This is a genomic window from Halomonas sp. Mc5H-6 (genome assembly GCF_024124705.1).
GTDB lineage: Bacteria > Pseudomonadota > Gammaproteobacteria > Pseudomonadales > Halomonadaceae > Vreelandella > Vreelandella subterranea.
The window spans coordinates 156,876-177,381 of sequence record NZ_JAMXSI010000001.1; the positions used below are offsets into that span (position 1 = coordinate 156,876).

General features: G+C 58.0%; 18 protein-coding genes. 15 read left to right on the top strand and 3 right to left on the bottom strand.

The genetic code is table 11. The features are described from left to right. Window positions 1-11: 11 nt before the first annotated feature. The 10 genes from tsaE to NH395_RS00750 all read left to right on the top strand — a co-directional run bounded on the left by tsaE (window position 12) and on the right by NH395_RS00750 (window position 11,564). Complete coding sequence (gene tsaE / locus NH395_RS00705; protein WP_066321198.1) at window positions 12-509, top strand: tRNA (adenosine(37)-N6)-threonylcarbamoyltransferase complex ATPase subunit type 1 TsaE; 498 nt, start codon at window positions 12-14, stop codon at window positions 507-509. A 50-nt stretch (window positions 510-559) separates the two neighbouring features. Then, on the top strand, window positions 560-2,002 hold the full coding sequence (locus tag NH395_RS00710; RefSeq protein ID WP_253022404.1) for an N-acetylmuramoyl-L-alanine amidase: 1,443 nt from the start codon (window positions 560-562) through the stop codon (window positions 2,000-2,002). 30 nt (window positions 2,003-2,032) lie between these two features. After that, a complete protein-coding gene (gene mutL, locus NH395_RS00715) occupies window positions 2,033-3,931 on the top strand; it encodes a DNA mismatch repair endonuclease MutL (RefSeq protein WP_253022405.1) in 1,899 nt (632 codons plus the stop codon). A 45-nt stretch (window positions 3,932-3,976) separates the two neighbouring features. Next, window positions 3,977-4,915, top strand: coding sequence for a tRNA (adenosine(37)-N6)-dimethylallyltransferase MiaA (gene miaA, locus NH395_RS00720; RefSeq protein ID WP_253021686.1), 939 nt, complete (start codon window positions 3,977-3,979; stop codon window positions 4,913-4,915). A 136-nt stretch (window positions 4,916-5,051) separates the two neighbouring features. Next, a complete protein-coding gene (gene hfq / locus NH395_RS00725) occupies window positions 5,052-5,300 on the top strand; it encodes an RNA chaperone Hfq (protein WP_066321194.1) in 249 nt (82 codons plus the stop codon). 37 nt (window positions 5,301-5,337) lie between these two features. Beyond that, entirely contained in the window at window positions 5,338-6,648 is a 1,311-nt protein-coding gene (hflX, locus tag NH395_RS00730; protein ID WP_253021688.1) for a ribosome rescue GTPase HflX, read from the top strand. A gap of 138 nt (window positions 6,649-6,786) precedes the next feature. Then, window positions 6,787-8,046: an FtsH protease activity modulator HflK gene (gene hflK / locus NH395_RS00735; RefSeq protein WP_253021691.1), complete on the top strand. Its 1,260-nt coding sequence runs from the start codon at window positions 6,787-6,789 to the stop codon at window positions 8,044-8,046. Next, on the top strand, window positions 8,047-8,931 hold the full coding sequence (gene hflC, locus NH395_RS00740; protein WP_253021693.1) for a protease modulator HflC: 885 nt from the start codon (window positions 8,047-8,049) through the stop codon (window positions 8,929-8,931). Window positions 8,932-9,075: 144 nt separating this feature from the next. After that, window positions 9,076-10,269, top strand: coding sequence for an ATP phosphoribosyltransferase regulatory subunit (locus NH395_RS00745; protein WP_253021695.1), 1,194 nt, complete (start codon window positions 9,076-9,078; stop codon window positions 10,267-10,269). Then, window positions 10,269-11,564, top strand: coding sequence for an adenylosuccinate synthase (locus tag NH395_RS00750; protein WP_092825399.1), 1,296 nt, complete (start codon window positions 10,269-10,271; stop codon window positions 11,562-11,564). Before NH395_RS00745 ends, NH395_RS00750 begins: the two co-directional genes overlap by 1 nt. Window positions 11,565-11,655: 91 nt before the next feature. On the opposite strand, the gene cobO is transcribed toward NH395_RS00750, so the two are convergent. Then, window positions 11,656-12,255, bottom strand: a complete 600-nt coding sequence (gene cobO / locus NH395_RS00755; protein ID WP_253021697.1) for a cob(I)yrinic acid a,c-diamide adenosyltransferase — start codon at window positions 12,253-12,255, stop codon at window positions 11,656-11,658. A 202-nt stretch (window positions 12,256-12,457) separates the two neighbouring features. Here cobO and NH395_RS00760 point away from each other — a divergent pair, with 202 nt between their 5' ends. The 4 genes from NH395_RS00760 to NH395_RS00775 all read left to right on the top strand — a co-directional run bounded on the left by NH395_RS00760 (window position 12,458) and on the right by NH395_RS00775 (window position 17,431). Continuing rightward, entirely contained in the window at window positions 12,458-12,943 is a 486-nt protein-coding gene (locus NH395_RS00760; protein WP_253021699.1) for a YajQ family cyclic di-GMP-binding protein, read from the top strand. 64 nt (window positions 12,944-13,007) lie between these two features. Further along, window positions 13,008-15,638, top strand: a complete 2,631-nt coding sequence (pepN, locus tag NH395_RS00765; protein WP_253021701.1) for an aminopeptidase N — start codon at window positions 13,008-13,010, stop codon at window positions 15,636-15,638. A gap of 35 nt (window positions 15,639-15,673) precedes the next feature. Further along, a complete protein-coding gene (gene yegS / locus NH395_RS00770; protein ID WP_253021703.1) occupies window positions 15,674-16,633 on the top strand; it encodes a lipid kinase YegS in 960 nt (319 codons plus the stop codon). Between the two features lie 69 nt (window positions 16,634-16,702). Then, window positions 16,703-17,431 carry a hypothetical protein gene (locus NH395_RS00775; RefSeq protein WP_253021705.1) on the top strand — a complete coding sequence of 243 codons (729 nt, stop codon included), beginning with the start codon at window positions 16,703-16,705 and terminating at the stop codon, window positions 17,429-17,431. A 76-nt stretch (window positions 17,432-17,507) separates the two neighbouring features. Here the strand turns inward: NH395_RS00775 and NH395_RS00780 are convergent, their stop codons facing one another. Then, window positions 17,508-17,711: a cold-shock protein gene (locus tag NH395_RS00780; protein WP_066321172.1), complete on the bottom strand. Its 204-nt coding sequence runs from the start codon at window positions 17,709-17,711 to the stop codon at window positions 17,508-17,510. A gap of 134 nt (window positions 17,712-17,845) precedes the next feature. Here NH395_RS00780 and NH395_RS00785 point away from each other — a divergent pair, with 134 nt between their 5' ends. Beyond that, on the top strand, window positions 17,846-18,502 hold the full coding sequence (locus NH395_RS00785) for a LysE family translocator (protein ID WP_253021707.1): 657 nt from the start codon (window positions 17,846-17,848) through the stop codon (window positions 18,500-18,502). A 29-nt stretch (window positions 18,503-18,531) separates the two neighbouring features. Here NH395_RS00785 and NH395_RS00790 read toward each other — a convergent pair whose 3' ends face one another. After that, a complete protein-coding gene (locus NH395_RS00790; RefSeq protein WP_253021709.1) occupies window positions 18,532-20,466 on the bottom strand; it encodes a transglycosylase SLT domain-containing protein in 1,935 nt (644 codons plus the stop codon). Between the last annotated feature and the right edge of the window lie 40 nt (window positions 20,467-20,506).

Consider the following 20,506-nt stretch of genomic DNA (forward strand, 5'->3'; position numbering starts at 1 on the left):
AGGCAGCCCAAATGCAGGTGCAACTGGATAATGAACAAGCTCAGGTCGCTTTCGGTGAAGCCCTGGGTAACGTATTGCAGGGACGCGGGCGTATTTATCTGGAAGGCGACTTGGGCGCAGGAAAAACGACGCTGACCCGCGGTGTATTGCGGGCCTATGGCTATCAGGGGGCGGTCAAGAGCCCCACTTATACGCTGGTAGAGCCTTATGAACTGGCAGGCCAGCGGCTTTATCATCTGGACCTGTACCGCTTGTCTGACCCTGAGGAGCTAGAGTTTATCGGCGGGCGTGAGGTATTGGCAGATGATGCGCTGTGCTTGATTGAATGGGCAAGCCGGGGCGAGGGCTGGCTGCCCGCGGCGGATGTCTGCCTGCAATTGGCGGTGGACGAGCCCGGACGCAGAGCCCGGCTAAGTGCCGGTAGCGACTTCGGCGAAAAGGTGCTGGCCACGTTAGCTGACCGCTTGTCTGGCTGTCCCCGGCAGGACGGTGTGTTTCAATGGTCATAAGCGCGATGGGGATCAGTGCAAAGGTGATGAAAGTGTTGTCATTGCGCCAGATGGCGCTGAGTCTTGTGGCGATCATATCGGCGGGTCTTTGGACGTCGCTTCAGGCGGCTACCGTCGAGGGCATGCGGCTCTGGGCGGCGCCTGACCATGCGCGCCTGGTTTTCGACCTGTCGGGTGCGACATCGGCTGACGTATTTTCCCTGGAAAATCCCGCTCGGCTGGTCATCGACCTGGAAAACAGCCAGCTTGAAGCTGACCCTGATAGCCTGTCGCTTGAAGACAGCGCCATCAGCGCGCTGCGCACCGGTACCCGTGAAGGTAACGGGCTGCGCGTGGTCCTCGAGCTCAATCGTGAGGTTGAGCCGCGTCATTTTACACTGGCACCCAACGACCAATACGGGCACCGGCTTGTGGTCGATCTGGAGTACCCTGGTGAAAGTGCGGTGGAAAACCCTATCGACCCTATCGAGGCGATGATTCGCGAGCAGGAAATTCAAGCGCGACGCGCCAGTGCCCAGGCGGAAGTGGGCGACAGTGAACAAGCGACTTCATCGACACCGAGCGAGCTGTCGACATCCGAAGAAGCCAAGCCGCATCCCAGACGCGATATCATTATCGCCGTGGATGCAGGCCATGGTGGTGAAGACCCAGGGGCAATCGGCCCGTCAGGCACCCGTGAAAAAGACGTCGTACTCGATATTAGCCAACGCCTGGCCGATACCATCAATGCGGCCGAGGGTTTCAAAGCGGTGCTGATTCGCGATGGCGACTATTACCTTGGACTGCGTCAACGAACCCAGCTTGCCCGTGAACAGAAAGCCGACTTTTTTGTCTCGATTCACGCCGATGCGTTTAACAGTCCGCGCCCTCAGGGAAGCTCGGTGTATGCGCTGTCCCAGCGCGGCGCAACCTCAGAAACGGCGCAGTGGCTGGCCGACAGCGAAAACCGCTCCGACCTGATTGGTGGGGTGGATGGCAACCTGTCTCTGCGCGATAAAGACCAGGTGTTGCGGGGGGTGCTGCTGGATTTAACCATGACGGCGACACTCAACGACTCGCTGTCGATCGGCGGTCAGGTGCTTGATCAACTGAGCCGGGTTAACCGGCTGCATAAGTCGCGGGTTGAACAAGCGGGCTTTATGGTGCTGAAGTCGCCCGATATCCCTTCACTGCTGATCGAGACTGGCTTTATCTCCAACCCTGACGAAGAGCGACGCTTGCGGGACCCCGTCCATCAGCAGCAGGTAGCCGAAGCGGTTTTCAGCGGTCTGAAGAGCCATTTCGAACGCTATCCGCCGCCGGCAAGCCTGCTAGCCTGGCAGCGGGATAATCAGCGCCGCCCAAGCGGCGACGAGTACCGCATCCAGTCCGGCGATACGCTGTCGGCGATTGCCGTGCGCCACGGCGTGCCGGTGAACCAGTTAAAGCAGGCGAACGACCTCAACGGGGATGTTATCCGGGTGGGTCAAGTATTGCGTATTCCCAGCTCATGAGGTTCTGTCTTGCCTGAAACAACGTCCACTATGCCGCGCATACACGTCTTGGATCCCCGGTTGGCGAACCAGATTGCCGCTGGGGAAGTGGTCGAGCGACCGGCCTCGGTGACCAAGGAATTGATCGAAAACGCCATTGACGCAGGCAGCCAGCGCATCGAAGTCGATATTGAAGCGGGCGGGGCGCGGCTCATCAAGATTCGCGACGATGGTATCGGCATCGGTGAGCAGGATCTGCCGTTGGCGCTTGCCCGCCATGCCACCAGCAAAATCGATAGTCTGGAAGACCTGGAAGGCGTCAGCTCACTGGGTTTTCGCGGCGAAGCACTGGCGTCAATCAGCTCGGTATCGCGCCTGGAGCTGGTGTCCAATGCGCTGGACGACCCGCGCCAGGGTTGGCGAGTGGTGGCTGAAGGGCGTGGTATGGAGACGCGGGTAACGCCGGCGCCTCATCCTCGAGGCACCAGCGTGTCGGTTCGCGACCTGTTTTTTAATACCCCCGCGCGACGTAAATTTCTACGTACCGAAAAAACCGAATTTGCCCACGTCGAGGAAGCTTTCCGCCGCCAGGCTCTATCGCGCTACGACATCGCCTGGACCCTGCGACATAATCAGAAAGTGGTCCATCAACTGCCACCTGGCGATACGGAAGCGGCCCGTGAGCGACGCATTGCCTCGCTGCTCGGCAATAACTTTATTGAGCACGCACGCTATATCGAGCGCGAAGCCGGGGCACTTCGCCTGAGCGGCTGGGTAGGCCTGCCCACTCACTCCCGCGCCCAGGCGGATCAACAATACTTTTTTGTTAACGGCCGGGTGGTGCGCGATCGGCTGGTTGCGCATGCCGTTCGACAGGCGTACCGCGATGTTCTCTACAACGGGCGCCACCCGGTCTTTGTTCTTTACTTGACGCTTGACCCCGATGTGGTGGATGTCAATGTTCATCCTACCAAGCACGAGGTGCGTTTCCGCGACGGGCGGATGGTGCACGACTTTCTTTATTCAAGCCTGCATCACAGCCTGGCAGACGCCCGGCCCAACGCCGAAGACACAAGCGCGGCTTCGTCATCTCAGGCAACGACCCCCGAAGAGACGCCGGGCGAGTCTGCCCGCTGGCAACAGCAGGGCATGGCGCTGTCACCCTCAGCGTCTCCATCAGCCGACCGGCACCCGGGTGGCGAACGGGTGCGCCGTTTCATGCAAGGGTATCAGGCGTTGCACCCTGACCATGAAGAGACATTGCTGACGCCCCAGCCGACTGCCCATGAGGGCGCGCCAGGCAAGGCACAGGGTGACGTGCGCGAAGTGCCGCTGGCCATGCCGGAGGCTGATCCTACCAGTGCGCCGCCGCTGGGGTTTGCCCTCGGTCAGCTTCATGGGGTCTATATATTGGCGCAGAACGTCCATGGCCTGGTGTTGGTGGACATGCATGCCGCCCACGAGCGCATTGTCTACGAGCGCATGAAAAACCAGTTGGCGGCGTCACAGGGGATCGACACCCAGCCGTTACTGGTGCCCGTGTCATTGGCCGCCAGCCGCAGCGAAGTGGCCACCGTGGAAAGTGAACGCGATGCGATCGCCAAACTGGGGGTCGAGCTGGATGTGGCGGGGCCCGAAACCCTACTGGTGCGGCAGCTTCCGGCCATGCTTGCGCAGGCGGATCCCGAGGCGCTGGTACGTGAAATGCTTGAAGAGCTGGCCCGTTTCGGGCGTACACACCAGGTCGAAGCGCGCATCCACGAACTGTTATCGACCATGGCATGCCATGGGAGCGTACGCGCCAATCGGCGACTGACGCTGGATGAAATGAATGCGCTGCTACGCGACATGGAACGTACCGAACGTAGCGATCAGTGCAATCATGGTCGTCCGACCTGGACGCAAATGGACATGAAAGCCCTGGATAGGCTATTCATGCGCGGTCAGTAACGGCTATGTTGGGATTAGGTATGGTGAGCGGAGTTTTACCAGCGAATGGCTGATACACGCCCTTGGGCAATTTTTTTAATGGGGCCGACCGCCTCGGGGAAAACCGATACGGCCATAGCGCTGCATGAGCGGTTGGGTTACCCGTTGATCAGTGTCGATTCGGCGATGGTGTATCGTGGCATGGATATCGGTAGTGCCAAGCCCAGTGCCGATGAGCTCGCCCGCGCGCCTCACCGATTGATCGATGTCCGCGACCCGGCCGAGCCGTATTCAGCGGCCGATTTTCGCTGTGATGCGCTCGATGAGATGCGACAAATCAGCGCGGCGGGCCAGGTGCCGTTGCTGGTTGGCGGTACCATGCTTTACTACAAGCACCTGATCGAAGGTGTCGCCAATCTGCCGTCGGCGGACGCTTCCATCCGCAAAGAGCTGGAAGCGAGGTGGCAGGCAGAAGGGCTTTCAGCCCTGCATCGAACATTGGCGGAAGTGGATCCGCCTTCCGCGCAGCGTATCCATCCCAACGATCCTCAGCGCCTTATGCGTGCTCTGGAAGTGTATTACGCCAGCGGTCGTCCGATGAGCGCATTGTGGGCTGAACAGCAGCCGGAAACCTTTCCCTGGCGGGTATTGTCGATAGGGTTATTGCCCGCGGATCGTGCGATATTGCACCAGCGCATCGCACAGCGGTTTGAAATGATGTTGGCAGAGGGCTTGATAGATGAAGTCGCCGCCCTCAAACAACGTGATGACTTGCATGGTAATTTGCCCGCCATTAAAAGCGTTGGTTACCGACAGGTTTGGGATTACCTGGAAGGTCGTTATGATGACGCAATGCTACGCGAGCGCGGCATCATCGCTACCCGACAGCTCGCCAAGCGGCAAATTACTTGGCTGAGGCGTTGGCCGTCACTGCATTGGATCGATACTCTGCAGCCCGACGCCTTGGACAAGGTACTGAAAATCGTGCGCGGAAGCGGTGCTTAGCGTAAGATAGAAGGTTCGTAAGTCATGATTTCGAGTGGCCGAGCGAGCAGGCCTTTGGCCAATAAGATGTCGGCGTAGCACCAGTTGGGCACGCCATCCATAATTAACCCCCAACGACAGTTTTAGGGAGAGCAACATGTCCAAAGGGCAGTCCCTTCAAGACCCGTACCTGAATATTTTGCGCAAGGAGCGCATTCCGGTCTCTATTTTTCTGGTCAATGGCATCAAGCTGCAGGGCCAGATCGAATCGTTTGACCAGTTTGTCATCTTGCTGCGCAATACCGTCAGCCAGATGGTTTATAAACATGCGATTTCAACCGTCGTACCATCACGAAATGTGCGGTTGCCTGCACAAGATCCGGCCGCTCCGGACGAAGATGAGTAACACGGTGGGATCAGCAAAACAGTCCATGAGGTATTGATTGTTTTTTGAACGCCCTGAAGCCGGTGAAACGGCAGTGCTTGTTCACGTTGATTTTCAGGATGAGCAAGCGCGCGAAGACCCGGGTGAGTTTTTAGAGCTCGTACGTTCTGCCGGTGCAGAAGCTGCGACATTGCTCACGGCCAGCCGACACCGCCCTGATTCGCGCACTTTTATCGGGTCGGGCAAGTTGGAAGAGCTGCGGGCAATGCTCGCAGCTCACCAGGCTGAGCTGGTCATCTTTAACCATGGCCTAGGCCCATCGCAGCAGCGTAATCTCGAGCGTGAGCTCAAATGTCGCGTGCTGGACCGGACGGGCCTGATTCTGGATATTTTTGCACAGCGTGCACGTACCCATGAAGGTAAGCTACAGGTTGAGCTTGCTCAGCTTGAATACGTATCCACGCGCTTGATTCGCGGGTGGACTCACCTGGAGCGTCAGAAGGGCGGTATTGGTCTGCGCGGCCCGGGTGAAACACAGTTGGAAACCGATCGGCGGCTCCTCCGTGGCCGTATCAAATCGATAAACAAGCGACTTGATAAAGTGCGCAGCCAGCGTGAGCAGAACCGCCGAGCCCGTGCGCGGGCTGAGATTCACAGCGTCTCGCTGGTTGGCTATACCAACGCAGGAAAATCAACCCTCTTCAATGCATTAACGCAGTCGCACGTGTATGCTGCCGATCAGTTGTTCGCAACGCTTGACCCGACATTGAGACGTCTGGAAATTGAAGATGTAGGGCCCGTCGTGATGGCCGATACCGTCGGTTTTATCCGTCACCTGCCCCACAAGCTCGTGGAAGCGTTTCAGGCCACGCTCCAGGAAGCGGCTGAAGCAACCCTGCTGGTGCATGTCATCGATGCTGCTGACCCTGACCGTGACCTTAACGTTGAGCAGGTCGAGCGTGTTCTGGAAGAAATTGGTGCCGATGATGTTCCGGTCCTGAAGGTCATGAATAAAATTGACAAGTTGGACAGCGCGCCCCGCATTGAGCGTGATGGACAGGGAAGGCCCGATGTCGTGTGGCTTTCAGCTCAGGAAGGCAAGGGGCTTGAGTTACTCCACGAAGCGCTCACGGAGCGTCTGGCGTGCGATGTCATTGGCTTTTCGCTAACGCTAGCCCCCGAGCAGGGCAAGCTGCGTGCGGGTCTTCACGAATTGAATGCCGTGCAGGAGGAAGCATTCGATGAACAGGGACGTTCGGTGTTGAACGTGCGTTTACCGCGACGCGACTTTAACCAGTTGATGGCGCAGCTTGGCGAACGCGCCAATACCTACTTGCCCGCCGATCTGCGCGAAACGAGCGAATGGTGAGCTCTCGTGGCAGCGGGCGGGCACGAGCGCCCGGTCAGTGACCGAACAAGCTCCAGATTGCATAATACTAAATTGCGCTTTGGCCCCGTGTTAACGTCGGAGCCTGAGCGTGAGTGAATACCTCAGTGGAGACGAAGTATGGCCTGGAATGAGCCCGGTGGTGGCAACCAGCATGACCCTTGGAGTGGTGGTGGCCGACGAGGCGGTAGCGACGGCGGTGGAAACCGCGGTGGAAATAACGATGGCAACAACGGCAACAAAGGAGGCAACAACCAAGGACCACCCGATCTCGATGAAGCGCTGAAAAAGTTTCAGGATAAGCTGAGCGGTATGCTCGGTGGCGGCAAGAAGTCTGGCGGCGGTGGTAACAAGGGTAGCGGCGGCGGCAAGCCTCGTAATGTCTTTGCGCTACCGGGTTTGTTGATTATTGTCGCATTGGCGATCTGGGCCGCAATGGGCTTTTATGTAGTGGATCAATCCGAGCGTGGCGTGGTGCTTCGTTTTGGCGAATACCAGAACACCGTTACCCCTGGACTTCAGTGGAATCCACCCTTGATCGACGAAGTGCGAATGGTCAATGTGACGCGTGTGCGCTCGCTGACCCAGACCCAGTCGATGCTGACCCGGGATGAGAACATCGTTGAAGTGGAAATTTCCGCTCAGTATCAGGTGGCCGATCCGCGAAATTTCGTCCTCAATGTACGAGACCCGGAGCTGTCACTGGACAACGCCCTCGACTCATCGCTGCGTCATGTGGTCGGTGGAACCGACATGATCGATATCCTGACCTCGGGTCGTGAAATTCTAGGCAGTTCGGTATCGAGCCGTCTTCAGTCCTACCTGGACAACTACGGCGCTGGTATCCAGCTCCAGACCATCAACATCGAGTCCACCTCTGCCCCGCAGCCAGTCATTGATGCCTTTGATGACGTGATCCGCGCCCGTGAAGATCGTCAGCGCACGATCAACCAGGGCATCGCCTACGCCAACTCGATCATCCCTGAGGCTCAGGGTCAGGCGCAGCGGCTGGTCGAACAGGGCCAAGGTTATCGTGAATCGGTCGTGGCCGAAGCGCAGGGTCAAGCCAACCGCTTCAATTCGCTGCTCGCCGAGTACGAGAATTCGCCTGATATCATGCGTGAGCGGATGTACATTGAAGCCATCGAAGATGTCTTTGGCGAAACGCCCAAGGTGCTGCTTGATGTGAGTGAGAACGCACCGATGATGTACCTGCCGCTCGAGCAGTTGAATCGTCGCCAGGGTGCCGCCGCTTCGCAGCAGAGTAACAGCGACGGTGTTGATCCGCAGGTGCTTGAAAGCCTGCGCAGCGGTAACAGCAGCAGTCAGAGCAGCAACTCCTCATCCAATAGCAGCTCTATCCGCAGGGAGGGCCGGTAAATGATCAATAATCGATCCCTGCTAATCGTTGGCGGCATTGCCGCCGTTGCGTGGCTTGCCAGTAACAGCCTGTATGTTGTCGATGAAACCGAACGTGCGGTCAAACTGCGCTTCGGTGAGGTCATCGAAGAGAACATTCAGCCGGGCCTGCACGTCAAAATGCCAATTGCGCAGACAGTGCGTACTTTTGATACCCGCCTGCTGACGCTGGATACCGATACCAGCCGCTATCTGACCCAAGAGCAGAAAGCGGTCATTGTCGATTCCTACGTGAAGTGGCAGGTGGTCAATCCCACTCGCTACTACGAGGCCACCGCAGGGGATGAAATGATGGCGACGCGCCTGATTCAGCCCCGCGTTGACGAAAGCCTGCGCAACCAGTTTGGTCGCTTGAACCTTCAGCAGATCATCGCCGAGGAGCGCGACGACCTGATGGATGGCCCGACCGAGGAGCTCGACGCACTGATGCGCGAAGAGCTTGGCGTGGCGATTCGCGATATCCGTATCAAGCGGATCGACCTGCCGGACGACGTATCAGCCGCGGTCTATGAGCGGATGCGTTCAGAGCGCGAGCGTGAAGCCCGGGAATGGCGTGCCCAGGGTCAAGAAGAGGCCGAGCGTATCCGTGCGAACGCGGATCGTCGCCGTCAGGTCCTGCTGGCCCAGGCTAACGAGCGTGCTGAAACCTTGCGCGGTGAAGGTGATGCCCAAGCGGCCGCCATCTTCTCCGAAGCTTACAGTCAGGATCAGGAGTTCTTCACTTTCTGGCGCAGTCTGAATGCCTATCGTGAGAGCTTCTCGGGTGATGACAACCTGCTGGTACTGGAGCCGGATAGCGACTTCTTCCGCTACCTGCGCAGCGCCATGCCCGACGAAGACAGTTAAGCATTTGACGTAGGCCCCGTCGGACGCCGGCGGGGTTCAACGCGTCACAAAACGTGGTAGACTTTATCAACCGGGCGTCGCCCGGTTTTTTTGTGGCCCTATGTCATTGGGCCTTCATTATTGTCGTCTCGCAGGATTGTTCACATGACCATTGCTGACCGCTGGCTATTGCCCGACGGCATGGACGAAGTGCTGCCGCCTCAGGCAAGCCGTATGGAAGAGCTACGCCGGACGTTGCTGGATCTATACCATGTCTGGGGCTATGACCAAGTCATGCCACCGCCGGTGGAGTTTCTGGACTCTCTGCTTACCGGCACGGGAACCGACCTGGACCTCCAGACCTTCAAGTTGACCGACCAGTTGACAGGGCGGATGATGGGCGCGTCGGCGGATGTCACGCCGCAGGTGGCGCGAATGGACGCACATTCGCTCAAACGCCAGGGGCCGGTGCGCCTGTGCTATTGCACCAACGTATTGCGTGCCAAGGCAGATCAGCACCAGGGGGGACGTAGTCCCGTCCAGGTGGGAGTCGAGCTGTTTGGCCACGCCGGGCTTGATGCCGACAAGGAAATTATTCACCTGGCGTTGTCCAGCCTGCAGGCGGCAGGTGCCGACGAGATCCACCTGGCGCTGGGGCACATCGGCATCTATCGGAGCCTGGTAGAGGCGGCGGAATTGAACGCCGAGCAGGAATCTCAGCTGTTTGACGCCCTGGCGCTGAAGTCACCGGGCCTGCTGGCAGAAAACGTCAGCGCCAGCGTGACAGACCCTGCCTTGGCCGAGATGCTATTAGCCCTGGGCGAACTGCATGGAGATGCCGATATTTTGCTTCAAGCGCGCGAACGCTTGGCGGGTGCACCCGCATCGGTGATCGCGGCGCTGGACCAGCTGGATGCCCTCTATCAAGGCGTGCTGGCACAGTTTGATGTGTCGTTGTATTTTGATCTGGCCGAGTTGCGCGGCTATCAATACCACACCGGCATGATGTTTGCGGCCTACGTGCCAGGCTACGGCCATGCCCTGGCGAAAGGCGGTCGCTACGATGATACGGGGCGTGCCTTTGGTCGTGCGCGCCCGGCAACCGGCTTTTCGATGGACTTGAAGCAACTGGCCTCACTGGACGTGGCCTCGCCGGCGCAAGGCGCAATATGGGCGCCCGCCGAGCAGGCCGCATCGCTTGATGCTGCCATTGCCGTGCTGCGTGAGCAGGGCGAGCGGGTGATTCAGGCGCTACCAGGGCAGCGTACGGGACCGGCGGAACACGGTTGTGACCGCCGTCTTGAGTTTATCGATGGTCGTTGGCAGCCAACGACACTGACACAAGAGACGAGTGCATAATGGGTAAGAATGTCGTAGTCCTGGGAACCCAGTGGGGCGATGAAGGCAAGGGCAAGATCGTTGATTTGCTGACCGAGTCAGCGTCGGCGGTGGTGCGGTTTCAGGGTGGTCATAACGCGGGTCATACGCTGGTGATCGACGGTGAAAAAACCGTGCTTCACCTGATTCCTTCCGGCGTGCTGCGGCCTGGCAAGACCTGCATCATCGGCAATGGCGTGGTGCTCTCGCCGGAAGCGCTGATCAAGGAAATTCGCGAGCTTGAAGCCAAAGGCGTTCCGGTTCGTGAACGGCTGCGCTTATCGCCTGCCTGCCCGTTGATCCTGCCATACCACGTATGCCTGGATCAGGCGCGGGAAAAGGCCCGCGGTATCGCCAAGATTGGCACGACAGGCCGGGGGATTGGTCCCGCGTATGAAGATAAGGTTGCCCGCCGGGGGTTGCGCCTGGGTGATATGCTTCACCGTGAACGGTTTGCTTCCAAGCTGGGCGAAGTGCTCGATTACCACAACTTTGTCCTGGTCAATTACCACGGCGAGCCAGCTGTGGACTTCCAGAAGGTGCTCGATAACGCCATGCAGATGGCCGAAGAGCTGCGCCCCATGGTGAGCGATACGGTAAGCATGGTTCACGATCTGCGCAAAGCCGGAGAGAATATTCTCTTCGAAGGTGCCCAGGGGTCGCTGCTGGATATCGACCACGGGACCTACCCCTTCGTGACCAGCTCCAATACCACCGCGGGTGGTACGGCGACGGGGTCCGGCGTTGGTCCGCTGTATCTGGACTATGTGCTGGGTATCACCAAAGCCTACACCACCCGCGTCGGGTCGGGTCCGTTTCCCACCGAGCTGTTTGACGCTCACGGCCGCCATCTGGCCGAGAAGGGCCATGAGTTCGGCGCTACCACCGGTCGTCCGCGGCGCTGTGGCTGGTTCGATGCCGTCGCGCTTCGCCATGCGGTGCAAATCAATTCGGTGTCGGGTATCTGTCTGACCAAGCTGGACGTGCTCGACGGGCTGGAAAATATCCGCGTCTGCGTTGGTTACCGCAGCAAAGACGGTGACGTGCTCGATACGCCGGTAGATTCGGAAGGCTACGAAGCTCTCGAGCCGGTCTATGAGGACCTGCCTGGCTGGAAGGAGTCGACTCTGGGCGTGAAAAAGGTCGAAGACCTGCCGGCCAATGCACGGGCCTACATCAGCTTCCTGGAAGAAAAAGTCGGCACCAGTATCGATATTATTTCCACTGGCCCGGACCGTATCGAAACGATCGTGCTGCGCAATCCGTTCGATGAATAACCGCCCGAATAGCGGGCAAAGCCTTTAGTATGAGGCGTGTAGGAAGGGGCGACGTGTTCGCCCCTTTTTTCGGTCTGTCTCATGCAAACGCTTAAAAATCGATGCCCCGGCGCGCCTGGATGCCATTATTGAAGGCATGGCGGACCTCCTGCATTTCGGTCACCGTATCGGCCATGGCGACGAGTTCGCGGTGGGCGTTACGACCGGTAATAATCACGGTCTGTTCGCGTGGCCGCTTTTCTATGGCGCCCTTGACCGTGGCAATATCCAGATAGCCAAACTTGAGCATGTAGGTGATCTCGTCCAGCACCACCAGGTAGGTGTCGGAGTCGGCCAGCATTTTCTCAGCGTCTTGCCATACCTCCTGGCATGCCTGGGTATCCGCTTCACGGTTTTGCGTTTCCCAGGTAAAGCCGGTGGCCATGATGGCAACACTCAGGTTGGGGTCTTCTTCCAGTCGATTGCGCTCGCCGCACTCCCAAAGCCCCTTGATAAACTGAACGACGCCAACTTTATAGCCGTAGCCAAGAGCGCGGGTCACCGTGCCCCAGGCCGCTGTCGTCTTGCCCTTGCCGTTGCCGGTGTTGATGAGCACCAGACCACGCTGCTCGGTGGCATCCGCGACCTTCTCATCGACGCGTGCCTTGAGTTTTTCCATTGATGCTTTATGGCGTGTATTGCGGTCAGACATGGATTTTCCTCAGGGTCGAGAATAGGGGATGCGGTGTCCTAGGTTAAGCGATTCATCGTGCCTTGAACATCAAGGCGTATCCCCTTTTATTCCACGATAAGTTGGCTGGATTCAGTATTTTGGCGATTTCTACCGACAGAATTGGCCGGTAGGGGGCTGGCTGCTCTAGAATAGTGGGTCATGTCCTGTCAGGAATCCGTCTATGCCCTCATTTGATATTGTCTCTGAGTTTGATCAGCACGAAGCGGCCAATGCCGTCGACCAGGCCAACCGCGAAGTTCAGTCCCGCTTTGATTTCAAAGGGGTAGATGCGTCCTTTACGCTTGAAAAGGAGTCGGTGCAGCTTGAAGCCGAGGTCGATTTTCAGCTCAAGCAGATGCTGGATGTGTTGCGTAACCGCTTGATTGCGCGGGGTATCGATGCACGTTGCATGGACATTAAAGACCCTGTGCTATCGGGTGTCAAAGCTCGTCAGGAGGTAACGCTCAAGCAGGGGCTGGATCAAAGCGAGGCAAAAGACGTGGTCAAGCGTATCAAGGCCAGCAAGCTTAAAGTCCAGGCACAAATTCAGGGTGAAAAGGTGCGTGTCACAGGTAAAAAGCGTGACGACCTGCAAAGCGTCATGTCGCTATTGCGCGGTGAGGGAGGACCGGAACTACCGCTTCAGTTCGATAACTTCCGGGATTGACCCCGCGCCCTGATAGTCTCTGTAAGCCGCCAATAACAGCACTGACCATAAGGAGTTTCTCATCATGTCTGATCCGCAGCCGGTCTATTTAAGCGATTACCAGCCTCCCGCCTATCGGGTGACCCATACCGAGCTGACGTTTGATCTTGACCCCGCCGCGACCCGAGTAAAAGCGCGCCTGCAAATCGAGCGACAAGCATCGGCCAATGCTGATGAACCACTCAAGCTTGACGGTGAGCAACTGACCCTTGACGCCTTGCTGATTGATGGTAGCCCACTGGCGGATAACGATTATCAGGTAAGCGATGAGGGGCTCCGTATCGAGCGGGTGCCTGCGCGCTTTACCCTGGAAAGTGAGGTGCAACTCTCGCCCAAGGATAACACCGCCCTGGAAGGCCTTTACCAATCCAACGGCATGTTTTGCACCCAGTGTGAGGCGGAGGGGTTCCGCCGTATCACCTTTTACCCTGATCGTCCGGATGTGATGTCGACCTTTAAAGTGACCATCATAGGCGATCGCGAGCGCGAACCCGTCCTGCTCGCCAACGGTAACCCGATTGAGCAAGGCGATCTTGAAAACGGTCGTCACTTTGCCGTCTGGGAAGATCCGCACCCCAAGCCCTGCTACCTGTTTGCTCTGGTCGCTGGGGATCTGCATAAGGTAGAAGACCGCTTCACCACCCAGTCCGGGCGAGACGTAACGCTGCAGCTTTGGGTGGAAGAGGAGAACCTGCAGAAAACCGATCATGCCATGGGGTCACTCAAGCGCGCCATGGCGTGGGATGAGGAAGCTTACGGGCGTGAATACGATCTTGATCTGTTCATGATCGTGGCGGTCAACGACTTCAACATGGGGGCCATGGAAAACAAAGGCCTCAATATCTTTAATTCGGCGGCGGTATTAGCCCATCCTGATACGGCCACCGATGGCGCCTTTCAGACAGTTGAGGGCATCGTTGCCCACGAATACTTTCACAACTGGTCGGGGAACCGGGTGACCTGCCGCGACTGGTTTCAGCTGTCCCTGAAAGAGGGCTTCACGGTCTTCCGCGACCAGTGCTTCTCGGCCGAGACCAACTCCGCGCCGGTGAAGCGCATTCAGGACGTGTCGTTTTTCCGCACGGCACAGTTTGCCGAAGATGCGGGACCAACGGCCCACCCGGTGCGGCCTGATCACTACATTGAGATCACCAATTTCTACACGCTGACCATTTATGAAAAGGGAGCTGAAATCGTCCGCATGTTGTGCAATCTGGTCGGCTGGGACGCCTTTCGGCAGGGGGCGGATCGTTACTTTGCGCGCTTCGACGGCCAGGCGGTCACCATCGAAGACTTCGTGGATTGCATGGCAGAGGCCTCGGGACTCGACCTCAGTCAGTTCATGCGCTGGTACTCCCAGGCGGGAACCCCGGAAATCGATGCCCATGGCGAGTATGACTATGCCCACGGCGAGTACCATTTGACGCTGCGTCAGCGGACCCCCGCCACGCCGGGTCAGGTGGATAAAGAGCCGTTGCATATCCCCATCGCCATGGGCCTGGTGGGTACCAAGTCGGGCCAGGACCTGGCGCTTACTCTGGAAGGCGAAAAGCTCGGCAAAGAGACCGTGATCCATCTGCGCGAAGACGAGCAGACCTTCGTATTTACCGACGTGGCCGAGGCCCCGGTGCCTTCGCTGCTACGTAACTTCTCCGCCCCAGTGAAGCTGCATTTCCCGTATTCACGTGAAGATCTTGCCTTCCTGCTGACCCAGGATAGCGACGGCTTCAATCGCTGGGATGCCGGGCAGCGGCTGGCAATGCTGGCGCTTGATGACTTGATTGCCGCTCACCGCAATGGTGTTGAAAAGGTAATGGACAGTCGTGTCGTCGAGGCATTCCGAACGCTATTGAGCAACACACCGTCGGACAAGGCGGTGTTGGCCGAAATGCTTACGCTACCTTCGGAAGCGTACATCGCCGAGCAACAGCCGATTGTCGACGTCGATGCCATTCATGCAGCCCGAGAGTTTGTCCGACAGTCACTGGCGATGGCGCTGCGTGATGAGTTCATGGCGACCTTTGAGGCCAATCGTTCCGGTGAACCCTATGCGCCGACCCCTGAGCAGATTGCCCAGCGCAGCTTGAAGAACGTGGCGCTCAGCTACCTGATGTCGATCGAAGACGAGCAGGGCGTGGCGCTTTGCGAAGGTCAGTTTGCGGCGAACCACAACATGACCGATGTTCGCCATGCCTTGACGCTGCTGGTTCACAGTGACCGCGACGACCTGGCCTCTCCGGCGCTTAAGACCTTCGGTGAAAAGTGGGCCCATGACCCGCTGGTCATGGATCAGTGGTTCACGATTCAGGTGTCGCGTCCCCAGCCGGACGTGCTCGATCGAGTGAAGTACCTGATGGACCATCCGGCCTTCTCGTTGAAAAATCCCAATCGCGTGCGCGCGCTGATTGGTGCTTTTGCCCAGAACCGTGTCAACTTTCATCGACTGGATGGGCAGGGCTACGCCCTGCTGGCGGATGTGGTGATTGAGCTGAATCGGTTGAACCCGGAAATAGCGGCACGTCTGATAACGCCGCTGACCCGTTGGCAGCGGTTCGATGAAACGCGGCAGGACTTGATGCGGTCAGAACTTGAACGCATTCAACGCGAGCCGCTCTCGAGTAATGTATACGAGGTGGTTGAAAAAGCACTTGCGTAATGATCACGAAGGAGCGACGACGAAAGGAAATCTCAGTGACGACACCAAAGAAGCGTTTTTTACTCATTGTTAATGGTAAATCAGCCGGTAATGCGGCGTTACGTGAAGCGGTAGCTGAGCAGAGAAAGGCAGGGATGCCGATTAGTGTTCGGGTAACCTGGGAAGCAGGTGATGCCGAGCATTTTGCCGAGTCCGCCGTCGATATGGGAATGACCCATGTGATTGCCTGTGGCGGGGATGGTACCGTCAACGAGGTGATGAACGGCCTGATGCGTCTGGATAAAGACCGGCGGCCGATCATGGGGATTGTGCCGCTGGGTAGCGCTAATGACTTTGCCACCTCGGTAGGCTTGCCGCTGGAGCCGTCAGAGGCGCTCTCGGCGGCGTTGACGCTGTCTGATTACCCGATTGACGTCGTTAAACTATGCGCCGAGAGCGACACTGAGTCGGTCACCAGCTATTACGTTAATATGATGACGGCGGGCTTTGGTGCTGAAATCACCTCGTCGACCCCCAAAATGCTCAAGCGCATGTTGGGGGGTGGGGCTTATTCCCTCATGGGAGCCGTCAAGGCATGGCGACATCATAGCTACCGTGGCACGCTTTATTGGGAGGATCAGCAGGAGTCGACATCGCTTCTACTGTTGGCGATTGGCAATGGTCGCCAGTCTGGCGGTCGGCAGGTGCTGGCTCCCAGGGCGAAATTGGACGACGGTCATCTCGATATTCTCGTGGTCAAGGATTTTCTCACCGCGAAAGCGCTGCCAGACTTGGTGAGCGAATTACAGAATTTTCCCAGCCAGGGTCGCTTCGTGCGCTATGTGTCGGCGGATGCGCTCAGCGTGTCGACACTATCTGAAGACCCTCCCTGGCCGTTAACCCTGGATGGTGAAGCGCGCCATTATCGACGCTTTCGCGCTGACGTTGTGCCGTTGGCCATCCATGTGGTGCTTCCCGATGAATGTCCACTACTGTCATCGGTCGTAGAGACCTGAAACTGATAACCTGTCATTGACCCATTTTTACAGAGGCGATGAGGCGTACACATTGAGGAGACAACATAAATGACTAAAAGCGTTTGGCTGCCCGTGCTAGCAGCTGTCATGTTGGTGGTCAGTGGCTGTGGCGATAATGACGAAACGTCGAACGCCAACCAGCAGGAAGAGTCCGCTTCACCATCGAATGATGCAGACGCAGGGTCTGCTGATGCTGAAGTAGCGACTGACGCAGCTACTGAAGAAGAGACAGAGGCGGCCTCCGACGCGCCTGTTAGCAGCGACAGCGAGGCAGATGCCACTGAATCGCGCCAAGCAGAAGAAGAATTAGAGAGAACCGAGGCCTCCCTTGTGGGTGAGCAGGCTGAGGAAGACGCGGCCCCACAGACAGAAAACGTCGAAGCCGACGAGGACACCCTGGCCGCTGACCCTGAAGAAGTGCTGGAGGAAGGCGGTGCAATGCCCGGTGAAGCAACACGGTCGGATGTTGACGACATGATTGCCGAAACCGAACGCCGCTTCGAGGAGGCGCAGCAGCGGTTGGAAGAACAGTTCCAGGAGGTCGAGCAGCAGTCACCCGTTGTCGAGCCTATCAGCGATGAAGAGATGGAGGAGCGCTGGGAGTTTGAAAGCAGTCTGCCTGAGTCGGCTCGCGACGGAGAGCGTACGCGCGGTAAAGATATAGATGAGCTGATAGAAGACACCGAGCGACGGTTTGAAGAGGCTGAGCAGCGATTGAATGAACAGTTTGAATCAATCGAGGAAGAGCGTCCCGAAACCATAGAGCAGGAAGAATAACTTCCCTGGTGAGGCTTGTGCGCTAGGCAAATAAAAAGGCCCGCATCGTCATGCGGGCCTTGTGCACGATAGCGAATTACGCAACGCGTATATTGGAAGCCTGGAGGCCTTTTTTACCCTGGGTTACCTCAAAGCTGACTTTCTGACCATCCTGCAGGCTTTTGAAACCTTCAGCTTGAATTTCGGAGAAGTGAGCAAATAGATCGTCACCACCGTCATCCGGGGAGATGAAGCCGTAACCTTTGGTATCGTTGAACCACTTGACAGTGCCAGTTGCCATTATGCATTTCCTTCACGAGCTTGATGTTCAAGCGGGGCGCTATTGCGAACCCGCCTGAATTACTCTAGATGCAAAAAAACCTGTCGTCCAGTCACAATGTGATTGAATCGTTTCCATCGTACGAGTGCCTTGTTATGACGCCATTTAGCCTGATTGATGCGCAGTTTGTGCCATTTGTCATTGCCATTACGTTGCTGTCGATCACCCCTGGGGTCGATACGTTGCTGGTGATCCGTAATACGGCCAGGGGAGGGCTGCGTGACGGGGTCGCCACCAGCATGGCGATCTGCAGCGGCCTGTTCGTGCACGCCACCATCTCGGCAATGGGGATTTCGCTGATCCTGCTGCAGTCAGCCTGGGCGTTTCATGCCTTGAAGCTGGTGGGAGCTGGCTATTTGATCTGGCTGGGTATTAGCAGTCTGCTGGCGGCACGGCGTGGACAGCCATTGCCGGTGAAGGGTGTGATGACCATGGATACGGCCGTTCCACTCTGGCAACCGCTGAAAGAAGGGTTTTTATCCAATGTGCTTAACCCCAAGACGGTAGTATTTTACATGGCTTTTCTGCCGCAGTTCATTGCCCCGAGCGATCCAGCGCTGGTCAAGTCGCTATGGTTGGCAGGCGTCCACTTCGTGATTGCCAATCTCTGGCAAATCAGTGTGGTACTGATGGTCGGCAGCGCCGGGAAATGGCTGGCCAGCGCGCGTTTTGCGCAAACGCTCAACGCGATGACCGGCGCTGTACTGGTGATGCTGGGTATTCGCCTGGCATTTTCTCAGCGGCCGGTGTAACGCGGCCGCGGTCCGTCTCTGGGCGTATATCAATCGCGAATCACCAGCGCCCGGCTGTAACGTACTTGCCTTTCGCCGTTGCTCAACAGCGACACCCCGTCGCTTGAGCCGTTGGCGAGGCTTTCAAAAATGGCGCGATAACTCAGCACGGCCTGTACGTAGTTGCGTGTTTCACGGTAGGGAATGCGCTCCACAAAGAGGTCAAAGGCCTCGATGCTGTAATCTCCCAGCCAGCGATCCACTCGTCCAGGGCCCGCGTTGTACGCCGCCGCAGCGGCTAAACGGTTGCCCTGGTAGCGCTGCAGCTTGTCGCGCAGGTAAGTGCTGCCCAGGCGAATGTTCAGCTCCGGGTCGAGTACGCCGTAGGGGCCAGGGTCATCGAGACCCAGTTGGCGGCTTACCTGGGCGGCGGTGCCGGGCATCAGTTGCATCAGTCCCCGGGCACCGGCAGGTGACAGGGCGTTGGGGTTGTAGGCGCTTTCACGGCGGGTAATCGCCATTAGCAGGTAAGGGTCCACGCCGCTAATGCGCCCCCAGTGGATGAAGTCGTCGTGGTAGGCCTGGGGGAAGCGCCATTCTAGGGCGTCCCACATGCCCGCCGCGATGGTGGTCTGTACCAGCCGGGCATGCCAATCCTGCTCGGCGGCAAAGTCCGCCAGCGCTCGGGCTTCTTCGGTGGATGCCTGCTGAACGGCATGCAGCCACTCACTATTGGCCAGGCCGTCTTCGCCGATGCGCATCAATGCCTGGGTACGCTGCACCATGGGCAGTTGCGCGATACGCTCACGTGACGCGTCGTCAAAATAGAAGCGCTCATTGTTCAACGCTAACGGCTGCCCCAAACGCTCAGCAGCGGCAAAGCCGTAAAAGCTACGCTGTGAAGCGGCTTGCTGGAAATGCGTTGTGGCCGCCGTTTGATCGCCTAGCTGCTCGCTGGCCCGGGCGAGCCAGTATTGCCACCGTGCATCCGCTTTCTGCTCGGCGGGCATTTGGGTAATCCAGTGGCGCACCGCTTCCCATTGATGAGCTTGAAGAGCGCGGCGAACCCGCAACTCGAAGACGCGTTCGCTGTCCAGGCGTGGCAAGACGCTATCCACCCACGCCATCGAATTGGGCACTTCACGCACCAGTACGTAATACGCCAGCTCTTCTTCGATAAGCCGCTGATCGCTGGGCAACAGGCTCAAACGCTCGGCCAGGGAGCGCCACACGGAGAGGGACTGCGGGGTGTCATCTAGCGTAAGGCGCTGCATTGCCGCCTGGTAAAAAGTGGCCGTGGCCTTGCATTCGGGGCCCAGGCAGGTGGGAGCACCGAGTATGCGCTGCGGGTTACTGTCCACCGTTTCGTAGGTATCAATGGCGGTTTGCCAGCGCTCATTTAATTGATTGCTCAGGTAGTCGGCCAGCCGACGGTTATCTGCCTGCCAGGCTAACATCAGGCGTTCCCAAATCAATTCGCCATCGATGGTGCCGTTAGCTCTCAACCGGTCAAACAACGGATCGCAGGCGTTCGGTTGGGATTGGCCCACAAGCCAGAGGCGTTGGCCGGCCTCAACCGCTTGTTGTGGGGCAATGTCAAAATGGGCCGTGTGGTAGTGGCATTGCCGGGCGGCGCCGTTGGGCTCACCATTGCTGACCGCCCGCACACGGCCATACTGGCCTGCCTCCCCGTATTGGTCGATGGCCTGGCCGCGCATCCAGTCGCTCAACGGCGAGTCGCTGTGGGTATCGATATAGCGGTTGACCGTTTCCGGCGGCAGGTCAGGTAGCTGGTTGCGCAACCGATGATAAGTGACATAGCCACTTAACGGATGATCTTCAATGGCCGCCATATCAATACGGTCCCATTGCTGGTTGCGAGCGGCATCGAGGGCATCGCGCATTGCACTGTCGCTGACGCCCCACGACATGCTTGGTAAACAGGCAACGAACGCAATGGATAATACGCGGGCAGTGCGGGGCATGATGCTTCCTCGATACGGCATTGGGTGGCCTTGGTGGACT